This is a genomic window from Leisingera sp. SS27 (assembly GCF_028368855.1).
Classification (GTDB): Bacteria; Pseudomonadota; Alphaproteobacteria; order Rhodobacterales; family Rhodobacteraceae; genus Leisingera.
The window spans coordinates 162587-184030 of the sequence record NZ_JAQNCY010000002.1 but is presented as its reverse complement, the minus strand read 5'-3'; the positions used below and the strand labels follow the sequence as shown (position 1 = coordinate 184030).

The window sequence follows — 21444 nt, the reverse complement described above, 5'->3', positions numbered from 1 at the left end:
GAATAGCGGTCACAAAAGATGGAAAAAGCCCAGCCAAGGCTGGCAAGATTGCGATTGACTGGCTGGACAGCCAGCTTGAACCGCCGATCCGGCATTTCGCGCCTGTGCGTGGTTTCTGTGCGCCGGTGAGTTTTCCGGCGCGCGGTGTCCCCGGCGGCTGCCGGGCGTGGCGCAGGCGGCGAGCTTCCTCGCGAGTTCGCGTGTGCCGCAGTTGCGGGTTTGGCCAGCGAACCGATCCTTCTTGGTAAGCAGATCTGTTCGTTGTCCAACGCGCGGAAATGCATTGCGTGCTGCGGCTTGACGGGCGAAGCCCCATCGCGCGCGAGGAGCGCTTTCTTTCGATTGCAGAACGCAATTGAAAGGAGCTGACGCAGTTCGCGCAATCTTTGAGAGGTATCCAAACACTACGTGGAATCATCGCAATTCCAGGCGCTTTCAATGCCATTTCAAGGGGTTGGGGCTGCCAGTGCGATTTGTGAGAAAAAGGGAAATTTCGTCTTGCGTTCCACATGCTTGCGCAGATATACGGGTCAGCGGAGACGTGGCCGAGTGGTCGAAGGCGCTCCCCTGCTAAGGGAGTAGGCGGGAAACCGTCTCGAGGGTTCGAATCCCTTCGTCTCCGCCATCATACAGTGAAATTCTACGTGATTCCGATCCCCGGAAGACCTGCTTGCCGGGATGTCCGGCGGCGGTTCTGCGGCCTTCTTTGAGGCCTGGATCGCGATGCTTCGCGGCGTAAACCTGCGGAACTTGCAGCCCTTTCACCTGGAACCGCTGCCGCCGTGAATGCTTGGCAAGCAAAGAAGGGCGTGCGCTGTCGGTTTACTCCTGTTGGCTGAGGCTGGTGACAAACAGTCCCATCTGTGTGCCCCTGCCTTCGGCGGTTATCCTTGCACCCGGCTCCAGGCCCTGAACAAAACCGGCTGGGAAATTGCACAACTCCCCCCAGGCAAAGGGCATGTCGGCAATTCTTATAGGGTTGGGGCATTTGCCAGCCTTCAGAAGCTTGACCTCTGAGACAGTGTATCCTGCCCGGGTTTCTGTACCGGCGGCGATTGCAACGATTAATGGAATGCCCAGTGAAACGAAGTGGCTGAAAACCGTAAAGGCAAAAAACGGGGCCAAGCCGGTGAGGATGATCTTCATGAACGTGCCGTGCTTGCGGGGCTGCATTTTCATCCCCTTCAAAACGGCAAAAGGCGCAGCTGCAGCGGCCAGTCCGCCGAGGAGAATTGCGGCAACATGCGTTTGGGTGAGCCATTGCTCTGACGGCAGGAATTGATACCCGGCCTTGCCCGACAGGATGGGCAGCGCCCCCAGGAAGAAGGCACTGAGGACAGCCAATGCGAAGATGCGGACACTGCGCGGACGTGCGGCGCGTTCAGGCATAATTGCCTCCAGCTGTGAAAACTGTGAAAGGGTCTTTGCAAATGCAGAGATGAAAAAAACCCGGCCTCGCAGCCGGGTTTCCTTGTTTTCAGGCAGGCTGAGGCTCAGGCGGCCAGCCCCTTGGAGCCAATGTCCAGGAACTTCTGGCGCCGGTCCTTGACCAGTGCGGCAGCTTCCATGCCTTTCAGCTCGTCCAGCATCTCCTGGATGGCGCTGCTGACGGATTTGATCGCCGCCTTCGGGTCGCGGTGGGCGCCGCCCAGCGGTTCCGGGATGATCCGGTCGTTGACGCCCAGCTTGTTCAGATCCTGGGCAGTGAGGCGCAGCGCCTCGGCGGCTTCACGCATCTTCTCGGCGTCCTTCCACAGGATCGAGGCGCAGCCTTCAGGGGAAATCACCGAATAGATCGAATGCTCCAGCATCGCCACGCGGTTCGCCGTGGCAAAAGCCACCGCGCCGCCAGAGCCGCCTTCGCCGATGATCACCGAGATCAGCGGCACACCGATCTTCAGGCACATCTCGGTCGAGCGCGCAATCGCCTCGGACTGGCCGCGCTCCTCGGCGCCTTTTCCGGGGTAGGCGCCTGCGGTGTCCACCAGCGTGATCACGGGCAGCTTGAACCGTCCGGCCATCTCCATCAGGCGGATCGCCTTGCGGTAGCCTTCGGGGCGCGCCATGCCGAAGTTGCGCTCGATGCGCGACTTGGTGTCGGAGCCCTTCTCGTGGCCGATCACCACCACCGGCTGGTCGTTAAACCGCGCCAGCCCGCCCATCACCGCCAGGTCATCGGCAAAGTTCCGGTCGCCGGCCAGCGGCGTGTACTCGGTGAACAGCGCCTTGATGTAGTCCTGGCAATGGGGGCGCTCCGGATGGCGTGCCACCTGGCATTTGCGCCAGGGGGTCAGCTCCTTGTAGAGGTCCTTCAGCAGCTGCGCCGCTTTGGCGTCCAGCGCTGCGGCCTCATCCGCCACATCCATTTCCTCGTTCGCGCGCGCCAGCGCCCGCAGTTCTTCCGCCTTGCCTTCGATTTCGGCCAGCGGTTTTTCGAATTCCAGATACTGGGTCATGTCGCCTCTGCTTGGCAGGTTTGCAGCTATATGGCCTTAGCCGCGCCAAGATGCAACTCAGCAAGATTTGTGATTTGCTGCCGTGGCATGAGGTGAGGGCAGAGAAAGACAAGGAGATGCCGCCAATGGCCGCCAGTTACGAAGACCGGATCCTGCGGGTTCTGGCCTATATCCACGACAACACCGATGGCGATCTGTCACTGGATGCCCTGTCGGATGTGGCGGCCATGTCACGGTTTCACTGGCACCGGGTTTTCCGGGCGCTCACTGGCGAGACCTGCGCCCAGGCCGTGCGCCGTATCCGCCTGCACCGGGCAGCGGTCTGGCTTGTGATCGAGGATATGCCTGCCGCTCAGATTGCAGCCCGCGTCGGCTATCCCAATCAGCGCAGTTTTTCCCGTGCTTTCTCTGATGCCTATGGCTGCAGCCCCGCCGCCTTCCGCCGCGGCGGCAAGATCGGGCTGCCGAATCCAACTCTCAGAACAGGAAGCTATCCCATGCATGATGTTATCACCCGCACCGACCCCGCCCGCCGCCTTGCCGGCCTGCCGCACAAGGGGGCCTACCATGAAATCGGCAAAAGTTTTGAAGCCTTCGGGGCCATCTGCGAAAGCCGCCGGCTCTGGCCGCAGGTCGGCGCTGTGATGGGGGTCTATTTCGATAGCCCCGGTGACGTGGCCGAAGCTGATCTGCGCAGTTTCGCCGGGGCCGAACTGGCCGGTGATCTGCCGGAGGGGCTGGAAGAGGTGAACCTGCCCGGCGGCCGCACTGCGGTGCTGACCTACAAGGGACCCTATTCCGGCATTCATTCCGCCTATGACAGCCTGTTCGGCAACTGGCTGCCCGCGTCGGGGGAGGAGCCTGCCGATCAGCCCTGTTACGAGGTTTATCTCAACAATCCCCGCGACACCGCGCCGGAGGATCTCCTGACAGAGATCTGCCTGCCCCTGAAATAACGCCCCGCCCGGCAGCAGGCCGGGCAGCGCCCGCCCTCTTGTGCGGGGGCGGGCGCTCCGCCCCTTCGGGCCGGAAGAGGCACCTGCGTTATTGCGGCCAGATCACCGGATAGAGCGAAGCCACCAGCAGCGCCGCCATGGTCCAGTTGAACAGCACCAGCCGCCGCGGGCTGGTCAGGAACCGCGCCATCTGCTGGCCCAGCACCGTCCAGGACCCGACAGAGGGCAGGTTGATCGCTCCGAAAATCACCCCCACCAGCAGGATTGCTGCCAGCGTCTGATCCGGCGTATAGGCGCTGATGGCGGTCAGCGCCATCGCCCAGGCCTTGGGGTTCACCCACTGAAACGCCGCCGCCTGCAGAAACGTCATCGGGCGGCCCTCGGTACCCTTGGCCTGCACCGGCGCCGCATTGGCGATCTTCCACGCCAGCCACAAGAGGTACACAACCGACACTGCCTTCAGCACCGTGTAGCTGACCGGGAAGGCATCAAACACCTGCACCAGCCCTGCGCCGACCAGCAGCACCATGAACACGAACCCCAGCGCCACCCCCAGCATATGCGGGATGGTGCGGCGGAAGCCGAAATTGGCGCCTGAGGCCATCAGCATCAGGTTGTTCGGTCCCGGCGTGATCGAGGAGACAAAGGCGAAAAGCGCAAGCGCAGTGAGAAGTTCGTAAGTCATGCGCAAAATCATTGCGCCGAACACACCAAATGAAATTGCGTTCTACCGCGTCCTGCGGCTATTTTTGCAACCAATGGCGAAGAATGACAAGATAAACCAGCAAATATTGCAGGAACTCACCCGGGATGGCCGGATCAGCAACCTGGAACTGGCAGAGCGGGTGGGCCTGTCGCCTTCAGCCTGCCTGCGCCGGGTGCAGGAGCTGGAACGGGCCGGCGTCATCACCGGTTACCGCGCGGTTCTGGACCGGCAGAAACTGGGCGTAGGCTTTGCCACCTATATCGGCGTCGGCCTGGGCGAGCACACCAAGGAGGCGCAGCAAGCTTTTGAGCGTGCGATGAGCGCCGCACCGGAGGTAGTGGAGTGCCACAATATCACCGGCACAATCGAATACCTCCTACGCGTCGAATGCGCTGACTTGCCGAGTTACAAGAAATTCCACACCGATATCCTCGGCACCTCGCCTTATGTCACCGCGATCACCACCTATGTGGTGATGGGTTCGCCCAAGGATCTGCGGGCGTGATCTCTGGCTGAGACTGGATAATTGAGTATTTGGGGAAAGATGAAAGGCTGATGCGCTTCATCTTTCCTAAAATACTCACTGCACTGCGTTGGCTTCAGGCGCGCGGCTGTAGGTGTTGCGCACCCTGCGTACGCCGCTCTCACCGGATCTTAAGCCGCATTTGCCAGACTTGCCCCCGGTCGCGATCACCCGCCGGGGCTTGGCTCCCCGGCACATTTGGAACCGGACTCCCGCCTGGCAGCGGGGGCCGTGCAGAGACAACGTTTAGCACGCGGGCGGATACGCCCGTCCATCTCCGCCATTCTGGCGGCGCCGCCAGTCCATAATGCCTCCGCTGAAACGGACCATGAAAACAGGCAAAAACGGACCAGACACACCGGCAGGGCAGGAGCCTTGGCCGGGGAAAACGCATGCCGTGCCGCTGCTCGCCTCTCCTAGGTCAGGCGCTGCCCTTTTGTCCCGCGAGCAAGACCCGCATCGCAATCTCGGGCGAGGCCAGTACCGGCACCCTTGCCTGTTCGCGCAGCAGTTCAGCTGCCCCGGCCATCGAGGCCTGTGCCAGCACCACGCAGGCAAAATCCATTGCCGCCAGCGCCTCCGCCACATCCTCCGCAATGGCAGCTGCAAAGCCCGCGCTGTCCGCAGCCTCGAACAGCGGCCAGTGCTGGCCCAGATCCAGGCAAGTAAGCGCCGGGTCACGCGCCCCGAAGGCGCGGCGCAGCAGCGCTTCCGAAGGCCCGGCGGTGCTCTCCAGGCAATAGGCCATCAGCACCGGTCCTCCGGTGCGGGCAGCCTCCTGCATCATTGGCCAGTCGATGCGTGTTGCCCCTGCCTTTTCCGCCGCCGGGCCGAGCGTGGTGCAGGTGCACAAGACCGGCCCGTCCGCGGCCTCAACGGTCTCGGCAATCTCGGCATTAAGCGCGGCATCAATTCCGCTTTGTGCCCGCTCCAGCCAATCGGCGCGCACCTGCTGGTCCAGATCCGCCCCCGGTGCCAATGAAAGCGCTAGGGCGCGAAAGGTTTCCACATGCACCTCAGCCGTATGCAGCAAGGTCAAATCCGGCATCTCTTCCTCCAATCAAAAAGGGCGCCCCCTGGGGACGCCCTTGAAACTTTTAGCCGCGGACCGGCGTCAGCTGCCCGCGATCAGCTCGGCCTGCGCCACAATTACCTCGGCCTGCTTGATCGAGGCAATATCGACCAGACGGCCCTTGTAAACGGTTGCGCCGGCGCCGGAGGCCTTGGCCTCTTCCATTGCCGCCAGAATCTCGCGGGCTTCGGCCACCGCCTCATCCGACGGGGTGAAGACCTGGTTGGCCAGCGCGATCTGGCTGGGGTGGATCGCCCATTTGCCGACCATTCCCAGCGTCGCGGAGCGTTTGGCTTGCGCGATATAGCCGTCTTCGTCCGAGAAGTCGCCGAACGGGCCGTCGACCGGCAGGATGCCATGGGTGCGGCAGGCGGCGACGATGGCGGCCTGCGCCCAGTGCCAGGGGTCGGACCAGTGTTTCTGGCCCTCGCGGATCATGTAGTAGTTCTCCTGGGTGCCGCCGATGCCAGTGGTTTGCATCCCCATCGAGGCGGCAAAGTCTGCAGCGCCCAGCGACATCGCCTGCAGGCGGGGAGAGGATTTGGCGATCTCCTCCGCATGGGCGATGCCCGCCGCGGATTCGATGATCACCTCAAAGGACACCGGCTTGCTGCGGCCCTTGGCGCGCTCGATTGCGGTGACCAGCGCATCCACCGCATAGACGTCCTCGGCGCAGCCCACCTTGGGGATCATGATCTGGTCCAGCCGCTCGCCGGCCTGTTCCAGAATGTCCACCACGTCGCGGTACCAGTAGGGTGTGTCGAGTCCGTTGATCCGCACCGACAGGTATTTATTGCCCCAGTCCACGCTGTTGATCGCCTCGATCACATTGGTGCGGGCCTGATCCTTGTCATCCGGCGCCACCGAATCCTCCAGGTCGAGGTTGATGACATCCGCTGCCGAGGCCGCCATCTTCTCGAACAGCTTCACTTTGGAGCCGGGGCCGAACAGCTGGCAGCGGTTGGGGCGCGCCGGGGCGGCGGGCTGGATGCGGAAGCTCATGGGGCAATCCTCCGAGTAATGACGTTTCAATTCTGCTGGGGTGAAGTGTTAGAAAGTTGCGCGGCCATGTGCAAGGGAATTTTGCACATGCAGAAAGTACCGCTGCGATGCGGCGCCGGAAACATTGCCGCAAACAGGCGCGAACCGGCAGGGAGCCTGTGCGAGCACCCGGTCATGAGACGTGCATTCATTGAAAACTGGGCCCTGTTTCTGGGCATGCTGATGCTGATGGTGGCCAACGGCCTCTTGGTCACCCTGCTGACAATCCGGGGCGCGGGGCTTGGCTTCTCCGACCTCACCATTTCGATCATGCAGGCGGCCTATCCGGCCGGTGCCCTGCTGGGCACGGTGATGGCGCCGGGGATGGTGGCCAAGGTGGGCCATATCCGGGCGTTTTCGGCGCTTGCCTCGCTGGTGTCGATCTCGGCGATCCTGCATCTGCTGACCTCCGACCCCTATTCCTGGTCGGCGATGCGGTTCCTGGCGGGGGTTTGTTATCCCGGCATGTATGTGATCACCGAAAGCTGGCTGCAGGCGAAATCGGAAAACAGCAACCGGGCGCAGATCCTGTCGATCTATTTCATGATCTGGATGGCAGGCCCCGCTATTGGCACTGCACTGGTGGCACTGCCTGATCCCAGCGGCAACCTGTTGTTCGGGGCAGTGTCGATCCTTATTTCCCTGTCGATCGTGCCGCTGCTGCTGTCCGGCAACAAGGCGCCGGAATACGAGGTGCCGGACCGGATGCCGGTGCGCAAACTGTACCGCGTGTCCCCGATGGCGGTGCTTGGCAATCTGGTGAGCGCAACCGCCGTGGCCGGCTGGTTCATTGCACTGCCCCTTTATGCGCTGTCGCGCGGCATGAGCCCGGCAGAGGCCTCAGGCGTTCTGGTGGTGGCAATGGTGGTCGGCGCCGTGGTGCAGTACCCGGTCGGCTGGATCAGCGACAAGACCGACCGGCGGCTGGTGCTGATGGGGCTTGGCGTCATTGGCGCCGCGGCCTGCCTGTGGATGCTGGCGACCCCGACACCGCAGGCGCTGGTGGTCGGCTTTGCGGTGCTCGCAGGCGCCAGCCTGCCGATGTATGCGGTCTGCTCCGCCCATGCCAACGACCAGCTGAAACCGGCGCAGATTGTGCCTGCCAGCGGCGCGATGGTGTTCCTCTTGAACGTCGGCCAGTTCGGCGGAACGCTGGCGGCCCCAAATATGGTCAGCATTGCTGACGGAAATGGATTGCTGATCCTGCTTGCAGCCCTGTGTTTTATGGTTGCAGGCGTCGCTGCGCTGCGGCGCACGCAGGCCGATGCGCCGGAGGAAACCGGCTCCCAGCAGGCGATTGCGGTGCTTGGCGCGCCCCAAACCGGGGTGCTTCAGGCCGAATCCTGGCTGGAAGAGGAAAATAATGTCAGCAATGGTGACATAACGCAGAAATCTTCTGCAAATTGACAAAACTGCAGGAGGTTCTTGCGCGTCAGCAGCGACGGGCAGCGGAATAGGTATGAACTTGTGCGGGAATCTTCGCAAACTCACCGGCAAGAGTGAAGAGGAAACCCGCCATGATCGAAACCCCTTATCTGCTGTTCCTGGGCGACGCGCCCGATATGCTGGCCGCCAAGGTTGCCATCGGCATCCGTGACTGGCGCCCTGATCACGCTGTTGGCCAGATCCGCCTGCCGGGCTGCGGTGCCGACCTGGGCCTGAAGGACCTGACCCTGGCCGAAGCCAAGGAAGCCGGCGCCAAGACCCTGGTGATCGGCGTTGCCAACCGCGGCGGCGTGATTTCCCAGGCCTGGAAGGAAGTGCTGATCGAAGCGCTGGAAATGGGCTATGACCTGGCCTCCGGCCTGCACAACCTGCTGCGCGACGAAGGCGACCTGGTGGCCGCGGCCCAGACCCACGGCGGCACCCTGCATGACGTGCGCGTGCCCACCGTCGGCTACCCGATCGCCAACGGCAAGCCCCGCACCGGCAAGCGCTGCCTGGCAGTTGGCACCGACTGCTCGGTCGGCAAGATGTACACTGCCATGGCGATGGACAACGAGATGCGCGAGCGCGGCATGAAGTCGACCTTCCGCGCCACCGGCCAGACCGGCATCCTGATCACCGGCCACGGTGTGCCGCTGGACGCTGTGATTGCCGACTTTATGGCGGGTTCGATCGAATACCTGACCCCGGACAACGACGACGACCACTGGGACCTGATCGAGGGCCAGGGCTCGCTGTTCCACGTGTCATACTCCGGCGTCACCATGGCGCTGGTGCACGGCGGCCAGCCGGACGCGCTGATCCTGTGCCACGAGCCGACCCGCACCCATATGCGCGGCCTGCCGGAATATGACGTGCCGACCCTGGAAGAGCTGCGCGACGTGGCCCTGCCGCTGGCACAGCGTGCCAACCCGGCCTGCCAGATCGTCGGTATTTCGGTGAACACCCAGCACCTTAGCGAAGACGACGCGGTCAAGTACCTGGCTGAAGTCGAAGAGCGTATGGGCCTGCCCGCTGTTGACCCGTACCGCCACGGTGCAGGCCGCCTGGTGGACGCGCTGGCTGCAGTCTGATCTAACACCCCCGCCGGGCGCGCGTGCCGACAGGGCAAGCGCCTCCGGCGGGAGTATTTTTGGAAAGATGAAAAGGCAGGTGCCAGGAGTTTCCGGCGCCGTGCCACGGCCCGCCGCGGCTCGCGCGCAGGGCCGCAGGAAAGGGCAGCTTCATGAACATCACCGTCACCCCGGACGTCTTCAAACTGGCGCAGGTCTTCACCATCTCGCGCGGCTCGCGCACCGAAGCCAAGGTGCTGACCGTCCGTGTCGAGAAGAACGGCGTAACCGGCTGGGGCGAATGCGTGCCTTATGCCCGTTATAATGAAACACTGGAAAGCGTGACCGCAGAGATCGAGGGCCTGCCTGCCGATTTCACCCGCGAAGAGCTGCAGTCGCTGCTGCCCGCCGGCGCCGCCCGCAACGCGGTTGACTGCGCGCTGTGGGATCTGGAGGCAAAACAGGTCGGTAAACGCGTCTGGGAACTGGCAGGCCTGCCGGAGCCGAAGCCGGAGATCACGGCCTATACGCTGTCGCTGGACACGCCTGAGAACATGCAGAAGCAAGCGGCGGAAAACGCCTACCGGCCGCTGTTGAAGATCAAGCTCGGCACCCCCGATGACATGCCCCGTCTGGAAGCCGTGCGTGCGGGTGCGCCCGATGCCAAAATCATCATCGACGCCAATGAAGGCTGGTCTGCTGCGGTTTACGCCGAACTGGCGCCGCATCTGGTGCGCCTGGGCGTGGAACTGGTCGAGCAGCCGCTGCCTGCGGGCGAGGATGAGGCCCTGACCGGCATGGAGCGCCCGGTGCCGGTCTGCGCGGATGAAAGCTGCCATGACCGTGAGAGCCTGCCCAAGCTCAAGGGTAAATATGACGTGGTCAACATTAAGCTGGACAAGACCGGCGGCCTGACCGAGGCGCTGAAGCTGCGTGAGGCGGCACTGGCTGAGGGCTATGAGGTGATGGTCGGCTGCATGGTCGGATCTTCGCTGGCGATGGCGCCCGCGACGCTTGTGGCGCAGGGTGCGGCGGTTACGGATCTTGACGGGCCCCTGCTTCTGGCCGAAGACCGCGAGGAACCTTTGACATTTGATGCCGAGGGCGTGCACCCGCCCAAGGCTGCCCTGTGGGGTTGAGGAGACAACAATGACCCGTACTGTTTATGTGAATGGCGAATACCTGCCCGAGGCTGAGGCCAAGGTTTCGATCTTTGACCGCGGCTTCCTGTTTGCTGATGCGGTTTATGAAGTGACTTCGGTCCTCGACGGCAAGCTGATCGACTTTGAAGGCCACGCCGTGCGTCTGGACCGCTCGCTCAAGGAACTGGACATGGCGTCGCCTTGCTCCAAGGAGGAGCTGCTGGAGATCCACCGCAAGCTGGTGGATCTGAACGGCATCGAAGAAGGCCTGGTTTATCTGCAGGTCTCCCGCGGTTCTGACGGCGACCGGGATTTCGTGTTCCCCTCCGCGGACACCCCGCCGAGCCTGGTGCTGTTCACCCAGAACAAGCCTGGCCTGGCCGACAGCCCTGCCGCTGCGAAAGGCGCCAAGATCATCTCGATCGAGGACATCCGCTGGGGCCGCCGCGACATCAAGACCGTGCAGCTGCTCTATCCGTCGATGGGCAAGATGATGGCCAAGAAGGCCGGCTGCGACGATGCCTGGCTGATCGAAGACGGCTATGTGACCGAAGGCACCTCCAACAACGCCTATTACGTCAAGAACGGCAAGATCGTGACCCGGCCGCTGTCCAATGACATCCTGCACGGTATCACCCGTGCCGCGGTGCTGCGTCTGGCGGCGGAAGCGCAGATGGAGATCGAGGAGCGTCTGTTCACGATCGAGGAAGCCAAGGGTGCAGACGAGGCCTTTACCACCTCTGCCAGCGCCTTTGTGATGCCGGTGGTGGAAATCGACGGCGTGACCTTGGGCGACGGCACCCCGGGACCGATCGCCAAGCGCCTGCGCGAAATCTACCTGGAAGAAAGCCGCAAGAAGGCCGTCTGAAGCTGCTTGCTGCATTGCTGAGAAAGGCCGTCCCTTGCGGGCGGCCTTTTGTTAAATAGAGAATCGATTCTGCGATTTCCGGCCCGCCGGGCGGGTGCAAAAGCCCGGTTCACAGGATGCTGAAACGGCGTACTTTCCCCGTCTTGGAAACAATGGGCGCCCTGGTTTTGGGACTGTTTTGCAAACCCCCCGTTTCAGCTCTGGATTTTAACTAATTTTACACAAAATGCGCCCGTAGGCGGCGCCTTGCGGTATTCTGATCTCAGGCGATGGAAACCGGCCAGGGGGGCCGCTGGCCAGAGCCGCAAACCGTGGAGGTGCCAGTATGCAACAGTGTTACCAGCCGGAGATGGGGGAAGCCGTGAACAGCGAGGCCGCCGAGCCGAGCGACGTGGAAATCCTGGCTGCTGTGCGTCAGGTGCTGACCGCGGATGAGGCCGCGCATCCCGATTTTGCCAAGGCGCCTGCCAGCCAGGGGTGGCTCGCTGGCAAGCTCCTGGCGCGGGAGCGGACGGCCTCTGGCGCGCTGGCAGCGCGTCTGCTGGGCCGCTGGCGCGGTTAGGCGCGCCTTCGGGGGTGCGCGCCCAGCCGCGGATGTGTGGTCCGGGGTATTTCCATAAAGACATTTCGCAGCGGCCGCCCAGAACGGGCGGCCTTTTTCATGGCCGCAGCGCTGCCGGCGGTTTGTGCTAGGGTAGAGCGCGAACCGGACTGAGGAGGGGCAGATGCTGAAACGGGGTCTGATGCTGCTGGCCGCGGCTTTGCTGTATGTGCCGGCAATTGCGGCGGCGCAGGACGCGCCGTGCGGCGGAGAAAGGCCGTGCCGGATTGACGGCGGGACGTATCACCTGGCCTTGCCGGACAGCTGGCAGGGCGGGCCTGCGGTGATGTTCCTGCATGGCTATGGCGGCAGCGGGGCCAAGGTTGCTGCCAATAGCAGGCTGGTGGCTGCGTTCACACAGCGTGGCTATGCGGTGATTGCCCCCAGTGGCCTGCCATGGGCAGAGGGTAAACCGGCGGATTGGTCGGTTCGCGATGGCTGGAACACCTATCCCCGCAACGATACGGACTTCCTGCGCGTGGTGCTGGCGGATGCCGCCGGGCGCGCAGGGGTGGATCCAGAGCAATTGCTGCTGAGCGGCTTTTCCCGCGGCGGCTCGATGGTCTGGGACATGGCCTGCCAGATGCCGGAGTTTGCCGCCGGGTATGCGGCGGTTTCCGGCGGCTTCTGGCTGCCGGTGACGCGGGACTGCAAGGGACCGGTGCGGCTGCTGCACATCCACGGGTTTGCTGACACCGTGGTGCCGCTGGAAGGCCGCGCCATCCCCGGCGCCAGTGTGGTGCAGGCCGACGTTTGGGAGGGGCTGCAACTGTGGCGGCGTGAAAACGGTTGCCCCAGCAACGCCGCGTCGCATGAGGCTGAAGAGGGGCTCTGGCGCAAGCGCTGGGACTGTGAGGCGGGCGGCCTGGAGCTGGTCTTGCACAAGGGTGGCCATGGCTTGCCCAAGGGCTGGAGCAAAATGGCGCTTGATTGGTTTGAAGGCCCGAAGAACTGAGGCGGCAGGGCGGGGCTGGCCTGCCTTGCCGCCCCCGTTATCAGCGGCCCGCCGTCAGCCGCTGCCTGAAGAACCCCAGGATCTCATCCCGCGCTGCCAGGGTCGGGCTGCCTGCCGTATCCACCAAATGCGCGGTGACCACGCTGTGCGGGGTGGGGACGTGTTTGGCAAAGAACGGCGGGACCTCCGCGGCGGCGGCGCTGTCCGGCAGGGTGCGGGCGTCAAAGCGGTCCCCCAGCGCTTCGGCATAGGCGGCAAAGCGCTGGGCCTGGCAGAAGGCATCGCCTTGGAACCGGTAGGCAAGCACGGTGAGGTCCTCTTGCTCCAACCGCGCGCGCACTGCGGCCAGTTCTTCGGGCGGGCTTTCGACAGCTGCCGGGTTGTCCAGCGGCAGCGACGGCTGGGCCAGCACCGGCGCCAGCATGGCGGGTTCCAGCATCATCGACAGCGCAAAATTGCCGGTGAAACACATGCCGATGGCGCCTGTGCCGGCGCCGCCGCATTCGCCGTGCGCCAGACGCGCAAGCGCCCGCAGCCACTGGGTGACCGGGCTGGCGCCATTGCCGGCAAACGCGCGGAACTCGGCGCTGACGCAGGCGCGGCGGAACACCTCGGCACCGTCCTCCGCCGTGGCCACGGAACCGTCACGGCCGAACAGCGAAGGCATGTAGACGGTGAAGCCTGCGTCGCGCACCCAGCGGGCAAAGCGGGCCACATGCGGGCTGATCCCCGGCATTTCCGCCATCACGATCACCGCCGGGCCCTGGCCGGAAACATGCACGGTTTTCTCCGCATCGTTGAGGGTGATCCGGCGCGGCTCAAAATCTTCGAGCGTGTCGTCGCGGTCCATCGGGCGCTGCTGGGTCATCGGGGGTGTCCTTTCTGCTGGCGAATCTAAGTTTCAATTTTGAACTCAGATAGAAATCCCCTATCTGGGTTCGCATGTCAAACTCAGCTTCTGATTCCCGTGAAACCCCGCCCGCCGTCCGCCGCCGCGCCCTGGTACCCAAGGAACAGTGCCCGATGGCACTGGCTGCGGAGATCCTTGGCGACCGCTGGACTCTGCTGATCCTGAGGGAAGCCTTTTACGGCGTCTGCCGCTATGACGACATGCGCGAAGATCTGAAGGCGCCGCGCTCAACTCTGACGGACCGGCTGAACAGCCTGGTGGCACGGGGCATTCTGGAGAAACAGCCCTATCAGGAGGCAGGCGACCGGGTGCGCCAGGCCTATGTGCTGACTGAGGCGGGGCGCGGGCTGGCGCTGACCTTTCTGGCGCTGGCGCAATGGGGGGAGGCGCATGTCACCGGCGGTGCCGCCCCTGTCGCGGTGTTAGACCGCGAAACAGGCGCGCCGCTGCGAGTGGCATTAGTGGATGAGGGAGGCCGCGCAGCAGATCCCGCCCGCGCGGCATTGCGACTGAGGAACTGAGACGCCTGCCCCGCGCGCGCGGCTGCTGACAATGAGCTGGCAGCAGGCACATGCTAGGCATGCCTGCAAGCGGCATGCGGAGGGGCTATGGAAGCGGATGCGGGGGCGCGGCGGATCGCTGGCGCAGTTCTGGTGGCGGTATCAGCGGCGGTTTTCAGCACCGCAGGGCTGTTCACCCGCGGGGTAGAGGCAGCTGCCTGGGCGGTGATCTTCTGGCGCGGGCTGGCAGCGGCGGGCTTCACCCTGGGATGGCTCGTCCTGCGCGGGAGGCTGACGGCGGAACTGCGGGCCTTTGATGCCCGTGCGCTGCTGATTGCAGTCATGGGAGCCGCCGGCAGCGCAGCCTTTATCACTGCGTTCAAGCTGAGCAGCGTGGCCAATGTGGCGCTGATCTATGCGGCGGCCCCTTTTGCCGCGGCGGCTTTGGCCTGGCTTGCGCTAGGCGAACGCCCCGCCGCGAGGGTGATGCTGGCGAGCGGCGCGGCGCTGGGCGGGGTTGCCGTCATCGTTTCGGGTTCACTGGGGCAGGGCAGCCTGGCGGGGGACGGCCTGGCGATGTTCATGACACTGATGCTGGCCGCTATTATGACCGCCTACCGCAAGTGGCCGGATTTGGCTGCAGCGCTGCCTAATGCGGTGTCATCTGTCCTGTTGTTGCCGGTGGCGGCATTTTGCGCGCCGGTGATGCAGGTGTCCCCGGGCGAAATTCCGGTGCTGCTGCTGTTCGGGCTGGTGTTTGCGGTGGCCTCTGTCACCCTTTGCGAAGGTGCACGCCGGCTGCCTGCGGCGGAAACAGCGTTGTTGTCGGCGCTTGAAACGCCGCTGGCGCCCCTGCTGGCCTATGCAGTGCTCGCGGAGCGGCCAGGCCCGCAGACATTGGCGGGCGGGGCAGTGATCCTGGCGGCGGTGCTGTGGTCGCAATGGCCTGCGCGGAGGAGGCCCGCGCAGGGAACTGCTGTGTAGACGCCTACTGCTTGTCGGTGACGTTTTCCTTGAACGCTACCTCAAAGGCCGCCTGTTTCCCGGCGCTTGCTTCGGTCTGGTAGTTGGCCTTCCACTCCTCCATGGTCATGCCGTAGTAGATCTCGCGGGCCTCATTCTTGTCCATCTCGATGCCGCGTTCGCTGGCGGCTTCCTGGTACCAGCGGGCCAGGCAGTTGCGGCAGAAGCCGGCCATGTTCATCAGGTCGATGTTCTGCACATCGGTGCGGTCTTCCATCAGGTGCTTCTGCAGGCGGCGGAAGGCGGCGGCCTGGATTTCGGTCTCGGTTTGCTTGTCCATGGCGGTGGCTCCGGAATTGTCTTGCGTCCCCGCAGGCCTAGCAGCCGGGGCAGGGGCGGGCAATGGGCGCAGGCGGCGATGTCAGATCAGCTGCAGCGCCAGCCACGGCCCCAGCGCGGTGGCGAAGATCACGATCTTGTAGGTGCCGAGCCAGCGGTAGACACTGAGGCTGACATCCGTCGGCGCCAGGCCGAACATGCGGGCATGCAGACCTGCCACCCAATCGCGCAGCAGCATCAGAAGCACGGCAGAGAGAGTAAACAGGCCGAGGTGCAAAATGGTCAGCCAGCCGAAAAAGGCAGAGAGGGTTTCCTGGGTCATGACTGCTCCTTTCCCCGAAAATCCCGCGTTTCCGTTACTGATATGGGGGCGAGACGCCGGTTCTGCAACGCGGGCCACCGTTTTCCGGCACGGAAAACGGCCAGGAAAAATAGGTTTTTCCTGGCCGGAATTCGTGCCGAATTCCGGGTCAGAGACCGGAGGCGTCCAGTGCCTTGGGCAGGATGCGGGCCAGGCGTTCAGCCCAGATGTGCTGGCCCTTGTGCTCTGCAATCAGATCGTTTCGCAGTTCGATCAGCGTGTTGGGGCGGCCCGGCTTGGTGGCGTGGGTCTCAATCGCGTCGCCGGGCAGATAGCCGGTGTAGGGCTCATTGACGCCCACACACAGGCCGTCCTCGCGGTTCAGCGCGTCCACGACAAAGGGTGAGAAGCGCTCGCCTTCGGGAAACAGGATGCCGATCTCCCAGGGCCGCGGGGGCCGCCCGCGCAACTGGCGGGTGAAGCTGTGTACAGAGATGATCACCGTGCGGGGGCGTTCTGCCAGCCGGGCCAAAGCCCGGTGGTAGGGGCGGTAGCAGCCTTCCAGCCGCTCCTTCAGCTCGGCTTCGCCCGCGTGGCGGTTGGCGGGTATGATGGTGCCGTCATAGAGCTTCATTAGAAGCGTCGGGTCGTCCTCGCCGCGGTTCGGGTCGATCACCAGGCGGGAGAAATTCGACGCCACAACCGGCGCGTCCAGCATCTCGCCCAGGAGCTTGGACACCTCGTAGGCGCCGACGTCATAGGCGATGTGGCGCTCCATATCCTCGCGCGGGAGGCCAAGGTCGCCGCCGCCGGCAAAATCCGGCACATGGTTGGTTGCGTGGTCGCAAGTGATCAGCCAGCGGGCTGGACGGTCTGCGCCGTGAACAAAAAAGGGTGTGTATGTCATGAGCCTGATATGTTTTGCCGCAAGCTGTTTACGGGAGTTGCGGCAGAATGGGAATTGGGGGATAAGCACTTCAAACGCTGTTTGCGGTAACATGTGCAGGGCCGGAGGAGAGAACCCCAATGAAACGATCGCGCAATGTGAAGATTGTCGCCACCTTGGGGCCGGCTTCGGAGACCTACGAGACCATCCGCGCGCTGCATGAGGCGGGCGCAGATGTGTTCCGCCTGAACATGTCGCACGGCAGCCATCCGGAGATTGCCGAGAAGCACAAGATCATCCGCCAGGTGGAGCAGGATCTGGACAGCCCGATTGCCATTCTGGCCGATCTGCAGGGGCCGAAACTGCGGGTCGGGGTCTTTGCCAGCGGTTCTGAGGAGCTGGAAGAAGGGGCGAAGTTCCGCCTCGATCTGGATGAGGCAGAGGGCGATGTGTCCCGCGTGTGCCTGCCGCATCCGGAGATCTTCCAGGCGCTGGAAGCGGGTGCGCATCTGCTGGTCAATGACGGCAAGATCCGTCTGGTGGTGGATGACTGCGGCCCGGATTTTGCCAACTGCACGGTGGAAACCGGCGGCACAATTTCCAACCGCAAGGGGGTGAACGTGCCGGATGTGGTGCTGCCGCTGGCCGCCTTGTCGGAGAAGGACCGGGCGGATCTGGAATTTGTATGCGCCCTGGGTGTGGACTGGCTGGCGCTGTCGTTCGTGCAACGGGCCAAGGATGTCTATGAGGCCCGTGCGCTGGCGGATGGCCGCGCGGCGGTGCTGTCAAAAATCGAGAAGCCGCAGGCGGTGGAAGACTTTGAGGCCATCCTTGATGCGTCCGACGGCATCATGGTGGCGCGCGGCGATCTCGGCGTCGAGTTGCCTGTGGCAGCTGTGCCGCCGATCCAGAAGCGGCTGGTGCGCAAGTGCCGGGCCGCGGCCAAGCCGGTGATCGTGGCAACCCAGATGCTGGAAAGCATGATCGAAAGCCCGATGCCGACCCGCGCCGAGGTGTCCGACGTGGCAACCGCCATCTACGAGGGCGCCGATGCGGTGATGCTAAGCGCCGAAAGCGCGGCCGGCCAGTATCCGGTTCAGGCGGTGCGGACCATGGACAAGGTAGCCATCGAGGTGGAGGCAGATCCGACCTACACCCAGATCATCGCCGCCTCGCGGTCGGCCAAGGGCACCACCGTGGCCGACGGCATCGTCGCCGCGGCGCGGGAGATTGCGGAAAAGACCGAGATCAAGGCGATCTGCTGTTTCACCCAGTCCGGCACCACCGCGCTGCTGACCGCGCGGGAACGCCCGGGCGTGCCGATCATTGCGATGACCCCTGTCAGCGCCACCGCGCGGCGGCTGTGTCTCAGCTGGGGCTGCAAATGCGTGATGACACCGGAGCTGGACCGCTTCAAGGGGGCTGTTGTCAGCGCGGCGCGGGCCGCACGCGCGGGCGGATACGCAACCGAGGGCGACCAGATCGTGGTCACTGCGGGTGTGCCCTTCAACGTGCCTGGCACCACCAACATCCTGCGCATCGCGCCCTGCGACGAGCGGCTGATCTACAGCACCGACCCGGAGTAAGCGCCGGCCGGTCTGCCGCGGGGCAGGGGCGTGATTGAAATACCGCCTTCTGCGCCTACCATCATCCCGTGTTGCTGTGCTGACGGGGGATGGGCCATGCAGACGGATCTGGCGCTGGTTCTGGGGCTGGTAATAGGGGCCTTCACGGTGCCGGGTATTTTGGCCGCTCTCAGCGAGCGCCGGGCGCCGCGCGCGTCAGGGCTTACCATCCTGATTGCCATCGGGCTTGTGACCTATGCAGTGATGATGAACCCGGGCGGCTACAGCGTCGAAGAGATCCCCGACGTGTTTTCCCGGGTTGCGGCGCAGCTTTTCTAGAGAATCCGCTTGCCCATCCCGCCTGCATTGCTTAAAGGGCAGCTCTGTTCCGCGCGGCCGGCCGTCGAGGCATGCCGAGTCGCGCGTCTAGCGAACCCGCATTGAAGGAGACGGAAATGCCCAAGATGAAGACAAAGTCGAGCGCCAAGAAGCGCTTCAAGATTACCGCCACCGGCAAGGTGAAAGCGGGTCAGGCCGGCAAGCGCCACGGCATGATCAAGCGCACCACCAAGTTCATCCGCGACGCCCGCGGCACCACCACCCTGTCCGCACCGGACGCAAAGATCGTCAAGGGCTTCATGCCCTACGACCGCTAAGAGGAGATCTGACACATGTCCCGCGTTAAAGGTGGTACCACAACTCACGCCCGTCACAAGAAGGTCATCAAGGCAGCCAAAGGTTACTACGGCCGCCGCAAGAACACCTTCAAGGTTGCCCGTCAGGCCGTCGACAAGGCCAACCAGTACGCAACCCGCGACCGTAAGAACCGCAAGCGCAACTTCCGCGCGCTGTGGATCCAGCGTATCAACGCTGCTGTGCGTTCGCACGACGAAGCGCTGACCTACTCCCGCTTCATCAACGGCCTGACCCTGGCCGGCATCGAAGTGGACCGCAAGGTTCTGGCCGACCTGGCCGTGCACGAGCCCGAAGCCTTCGGTGCGATCGTCCGTCAGGCACAGGACGCGCTGGCAGCCTAAGGCGCCAGAGAGTTCGAATTCGAGAGAAGGCCGCCCAACGGGGCGGCCTTTTTTCTGTGGCAGCAAGACCTCTTTTGCCAGGCTGAATCAAGGAGCGTGCAGCCGTCAGAAAACAGGCCGTATGCGTGTATTGATTTCACCGGCATGTCCAATTTCCGCCATCTTCATGAAGCAAACTGGGCCGATTGCTACACTCTCGGAAAATGGCTGTTTCACCAGATGTCCAACGCGGATTTTCAGCAACGTCTCGATCGCATCAATGCAAGGGTTCCGGCCTCGCAGAGCGCAGCTGGTTCCTTCAAGCCGCAGAATAGAAGGCCTGCCCGGCAAAAGGCGAGCCCCGGAAAACAGTTCCTGTCTGTGCTGCCGTCGGTCCTCAGTCTGCATTTTATCAGCTTTATGAACAAGAACTATGAAGCGGTCCGGGAAGTGTTCGGAGTCGGCGGCGTGCTGGCGGGCGCAGCCTTCGGCGTCGTAACGTTTCTTTGGGGGCTCAGCCTAGCATGGCGGGTGGTTGTCAGAGGTCCTCTTACGGGCGGGGATCACTCTGGGCCCGTTGAACCAAAACCTAAAGCATCGGCCAGGGCCTTGACGCTGTCATCGCTTACCGGACTGCTGCTAGGCGTGCTTGTTTACGCATTGGGATTTCTTTGGACTGCAGCCCAGAAAATGGAAATTGAGCTGACTGGGCTGTTCGCCATTGGCAGTAATGCGGTTGTTTTCCTTTTGCTGGGCTTCATGCTGTCGCTGCTGTTGCCGCCGTTGTTCCTGCGCGGATACGGATTAGGGCGTGTGCCGCTTTATTTTGTGTTCGGAATGGTTTTGTCCTACTTCGCGGTCCGGCTGTTGCATATCAACCCGCTGGACTGGGAGGATTTCATTATCCGATTGCAGTGAGGCTGATCGCAGCAGCGGCAATCGTTTAGTACTTTTCCGGCCGCGCAAAAGCTAACGTGATGGGCGAATCGGGTAAGCTGTTGATAAGGTAGGAATTTATTAGCCTCCTGGCATCCGCAGTGAAAACACGGTCTGCGCTTCATCCGAGACTGCCGAAAGGTGGCCGCCATGCGCCGCGGCGATCTGCTGGGCGATGTAGAGGCCCAGGCCCAGGCCGTTCTGCGACTCGCGGGTGCCGGAGCGGGTGAAAGGTTCGAACAGCAAGCCCATGGTCTCCGCCGGGATCGGGTCGCCATGGTTGGCGACCGACAAAACGAAATCGCCGCCGTCATCGCCAGCGGATACAGTGACTGGTTTTCCGGGCGTGCCGTGTGTGACCGCGTTGGACAAGAGGTTGGAGACCAGCTGCGCGATGCGGTCAGTGTCGCAGTCTATAGGATCGGCGAAACTGTAGCTTTCGGTGATCGGAGTGCCCGGGTTTGCCAGCCGGATTTCCTCAACTGTTTGCGACAGAACCGGCTGCAGGTCTGTGGTTTCGGTGCGCGCAACTTCGATGCCTTCGCCAAGGCGGGAGCGGGCGAAATCGAGGATATCGTTGATCAGCGCCGACATGCGGGTGACGGACTGGCGGCCGAGCGCCATGATCTCCAGCGCCTTGGCAGATTGCGGCTCATTCTCCAGGAGCCTCAGTGCGGCGCCGACCGCGGACAGCGGGTTGCGCAGGTCGTGGCCCAGCACGGCGATGAACTGCTCGCGGAAACGGGCCTCCTGCTCGCGGTCCGCCAGATGGGCCGCGTTCATCTTGGCCTCTGTCACATCCCGGGCGTTGCAATAGAAACGGTCGCCCTCCGGCACCGCGTTCCAGGACAGCCAGCGGTAACTGCCGTCCTTGTGGCGGTAGCGGTTTTCGAACTGCAGAACCGGCTGCCCGTGTTTGACACGCTCAAATGCGGCCTCTGTCCGGGACATGTCATCCGGGTGCAGGAAGTCGAAAAATTGCCGGCTTTCGATTTCCTCCGGCAGCAAACCCAAAGTGCGGAGCCATGCCGGGTTGGTGTCTGTGAAGACGCCGGAAGCGTCGACCACGCCCAGAAGGTCGGGCGTGACCTGCCAAGTCAGGCTGGTGCGGTCCATGTGTGTGGGCACGGGAGGTTTTCCATGAAGAGCAGAACAGTATCCAGGATGCACATGCCGCAAACTTTCTGACAAGTTCTAAGTTCATGACGTG

The 21444-nt window shown here is 63.3% G+C and carries 25 protein-coding genes and 1 tRNA gene; 16 read left to right on the top strand and 10 right to left on the bottom strand.

The genetic code is table 11. The features are described from left to right. Positions 1–535: 535 nt before the first annotated feature. A tRNA-Ser gene (locus N6L27_RS06755) sits at positions 536–625 on the top strand. Between the two features lie 197 nt (positions 626–822). Here N6L27_RS06755 and N6L27_RS06750 read toward each other — a convergent pair. Further along, positions 823–1389, bottom strand: coding sequence for a hypothetical protein (locus N6L27_RS06750; protein WP_271906455.1), 567 nt, complete (start codon positions 1387–1389; stop codon positions 823–825). Between the two features lie 104 nt (positions 1390–1493). Next, entirely contained in the window at positions 1494–2456 is a 963-nt protein-coding gene (locus tag N6L27_RS06745; protein ID WP_271906454.1) for an acetyl-CoA carboxylase carboxyltransferase subunit alpha, read from the bottom strand. Between the two features lie 125 nt (positions 2457–2581). On the opposite strand from N6L27_RS06745, the gene N6L27_RS06740 reads away from it, so the two are divergent. After that, positions 2582–3412, top strand: coding sequence for an AraC family transcriptional regulator (locus N6L27_RS06740; RefSeq protein ID WP_271906453.1), 831 nt, complete (start codon positions 2582–2584; stop codon positions 3410–3412). Positions 3413–3500: 88 nt separating this feature from the next. Here N6L27_RS06740 and N6L27_RS06735 read toward each other — a convergent pair whose 3' ends face one another. Further along, the gene (locus N6L27_RS06735; protein ID WP_271906452.1) at positions 3501–4097 is read right to left on the bottom strand and encodes a LysE family translocator; all 597 of its coding nucleotides are present in this window, start codon (positions 4095–4097) and stop codon (positions 3501–3503) included. Between the two features lie 73 nt (positions 4098–4170). On the opposite strand from N6L27_RS06735, the gene N6L27_RS06730 reads away from it, so the two are divergent. After that, positions 4171–4623 carry an Lrp/AsnC family transcriptional regulator gene (locus tag N6L27_RS06730; protein ID WP_271906451.1) on the top strand — a complete coding sequence of 151 codons (453 nt, stop codon included), beginning with the start codon at positions 4171–4173 and terminating at the stop codon, positions 4621–4623. Positions 4624–5062: 439 nt separating this feature from the next. Here the strand turns inward: N6L27_RS06730 and N6L27_RS06725 are convergent, their stop codons facing one another. Further along, entirely contained in the window at positions 5063–5689 is a 627-nt protein-coding gene (locus N6L27_RS06725) for a hypothetical protein (protein ID WP_271906450.1), read from the bottom strand. Between the two features lie 66 nt (positions 5690–5755). After that, on the bottom strand, positions 5756–6715 hold the full coding sequence (locus tag N6L27_RS06720) for an L-malyl-CoA/beta-methylmalyl-CoA lyase (protein WP_271906449.1): 960 nt from the start codon (positions 6713–6715) through the stop codon (positions 5756–5758). A gap of 174 nt (positions 6716–6889) precedes the next feature. On the opposite strand from N6L27_RS06720, the gene N6L27_RS06715 reads away from it, so the two are divergent. The 6 genes from N6L27_RS06715 to N6L27_RS06690 all read left to right on the top strand — a co-directional run bounded on the left by N6L27_RS06715 (position 6890) and on the right by N6L27_RS06690 (position 12818). Further along, complete coding sequence (locus N6L27_RS06715) at positions 6890–8161, top strand: MFS transporter (protein ID WP_271906448.1); 1272 nt, start codon at positions 6890–6892, stop codon at positions 8159–8161. Positions 8162–8271: 110 nt separating this feature from the next. Beyond that, on the top strand, positions 8272–9273 hold the full coding sequence (dgcN, locus tag N6L27_RS06710) for an N-acetyltransferase DgcN (RefSeq protein WP_271906447.1): 1002 nt from the start codon (positions 8272–8274) through the stop codon (positions 9271–9273). A gap of 152 nt (positions 9274–9425) precedes the next feature. Continuing rightward, positions 9426–10391, top strand: coding sequence for an N-acetyl-D-Glu racemase DgcA (dgcA, locus tag N6L27_RS06705; RefSeq protein WP_271906446.1), 966 nt, complete (start codon positions 9426–9428; stop codon positions 10389–10391). 10 nt (positions 10392–10401) lie between these two features. Continuing rightward, on the top strand, positions 10402–11262 hold the full coding sequence (locus tag N6L27_RS06700) for a D-amino-acid transaminase (RefSeq protein ID WP_271906445.1): 861 nt from the start codon (positions 10402–10404) through the stop codon (positions 11260–11262). Positions 11263–11587: 325 nt separating this feature from the next. Beyond that, positions 11588–11824, top strand: coding sequence for a hypothetical protein (locus tag N6L27_RS06695; RefSeq protein WP_271906444.1), 237 nt, complete (start codon positions 11588–11590; stop codon positions 11822–11824). Between the two features lie 163 nt (positions 11825–11987). Next, positions 11988–12818: an alpha/beta hydrolase family esterase gene (locus N6L27_RS06690; RefSeq protein ID WP_271906443.1), complete on the top strand. Its 831-nt coding sequence runs from the start codon at positions 11988–11990 to the stop codon at positions 12816–12818. A gap of 40 nt (positions 12819–12858) precedes the next feature. Here N6L27_RS06690 and N6L27_RS06685 read toward each other — a convergent pair whose 3' ends face one another. Continuing rightward, the gene (locus N6L27_RS06685) at positions 12859–13686 is read right to left on the bottom strand and encodes a dienelactone hydrolase family protein (RefSeq protein WP_271906442.1); all 828 of its coding nucleotides are present in this window, start codon (positions 13684–13686) and stop codon (positions 12859–12861) included. Positions 13687–13760: 74 nt separating this feature from the next. On the opposite strand from N6L27_RS06685, the gene N6L27_RS06680 reads away from it, so the two are divergent. After that, positions 13761–14249 carry a winged helix-turn-helix transcriptional regulator gene (locus tag N6L27_RS06680; RefSeq protein ID WP_271906441.1) on the top strand — a complete coding sequence of 163 codons (489 nt, stop codon included), beginning with the start codon at positions 13761–13763 and terminating at the stop codon, positions 14247–14249. Positions 14250–14336: 87 nt separating this feature from the next. Then, entirely contained in the window at positions 14337–15212 is an 876-nt protein-coding gene (locus N6L27_RS06675) for a DMT family transporter (protein ID WP_271906440.1), read from the top strand. A 4-nt stretch (positions 15213–15216) separates the two neighbouring features. Here the strand turns inward: N6L27_RS06675 and N6L27_RS06670 are convergent, their stop codons facing one another. The 3 genes from N6L27_RS06670 to N6L27_RS06660 form a co-directional block, all read right to left on the bottom strand. Next, complete coding sequence (locus tag N6L27_RS06670) at positions 15217–15531, bottom strand: DUF1244 domain-containing protein (RefSeq protein WP_271906439.1); 315 nt, start codon at positions 15529–15531, stop codon at positions 15217–15219. A gap of 81 nt (positions 15532–15612) precedes the next feature. Further along, positions 15613–15852: a DUF6868 family protein gene (locus tag N6L27_RS06665; RefSeq protein WP_271906438.1), complete on the bottom strand. Its 240-nt coding sequence runs from the start codon at positions 15850–15852 to the stop codon at positions 15613–15615. A gap of 148 nt (positions 15853–16000) precedes the next feature. Beyond that, the gene (locus N6L27_RS06660) at positions 16001–16738 is read right to left on the bottom strand and encodes an N-formylglutamate amidohydrolase (protein ID WP_271906437.1); all 738 of its coding nucleotides are present in this window, start codon (positions 16736–16738) and stop codon (positions 16001–16003) included. Between the two features lie 119 nt (positions 16739–16857). Here N6L27_RS06660 and pyk point away from each other — a divergent pair, with 119 nt between their 5' ends. The 5 genes from pyk to N6L27_RS06635 all read left to right on the top strand — a co-directional run bounded on the left by pyk (position 16858) and on the right by N6L27_RS06635 (position 20216). Beyond that, a complete protein-coding gene (gene pyk / locus N6L27_RS06655) occupies positions 16858–18303 on the top strand; it encodes a pyruvate kinase (protein ID WP_271906436.1) in 1446 nt (481 codons plus the stop codon). A 96-nt stretch (positions 18304–18399) separates the two neighbouring features. After that, complete coding sequence (locus N6L27_RS06650; RefSeq protein WP_271906435.1) at positions 18400–18621, top strand: hypothetical protein; 222 nt, start codon at positions 18400–18402, stop codon at positions 18619–18621. Between the two features lie 116 nt (positions 18622–18737). Then, positions 18738–18938: a 50S ribosomal protein L35 gene (rpmI, locus tag N6L27_RS06645; RefSeq protein ID WP_019298273.1), complete on the top strand. Its 201-nt coding sequence runs from the start codon at positions 18738–18740 to the stop codon at positions 18936–18938. A 15-nt stretch (positions 18939–18953) separates the two neighbouring features. Next, positions 18954–19319, top strand: a complete 366-nt coding sequence (gene rplT, locus N6L27_RS06640) for a 50S ribosomal protein L20 (RefSeq protein WP_008557989.1) — start codon at positions 18954–18956, stop codon at positions 19317–19319. A gap of 144 nt (positions 19320–19463) precedes the next feature. After that, the gene (locus tag N6L27_RS06635; RefSeq protein WP_271906434.1) at positions 19464–20216 is read left to right on the top strand and encodes a hypothetical protein; all 753 of its coding nucleotides are present in this window, start codon (positions 19464–19466) and stop codon (positions 20214–20216) included. Positions 20217–20315: 99 nt separating this feature from the next. Here N6L27_RS06635 and N6L27_RS06630 read toward each other — a convergent pair whose 3' ends face one another. After that, entirely contained in the window at positions 20316–21350 is a 1035-nt protein-coding gene (locus N6L27_RS06630) for a PAS domain-containing sensor histidine kinase (RefSeq protein WP_271906433.1), read from the bottom strand. Positions 21351–21444 lie beyond the last annotated feature (94 nt).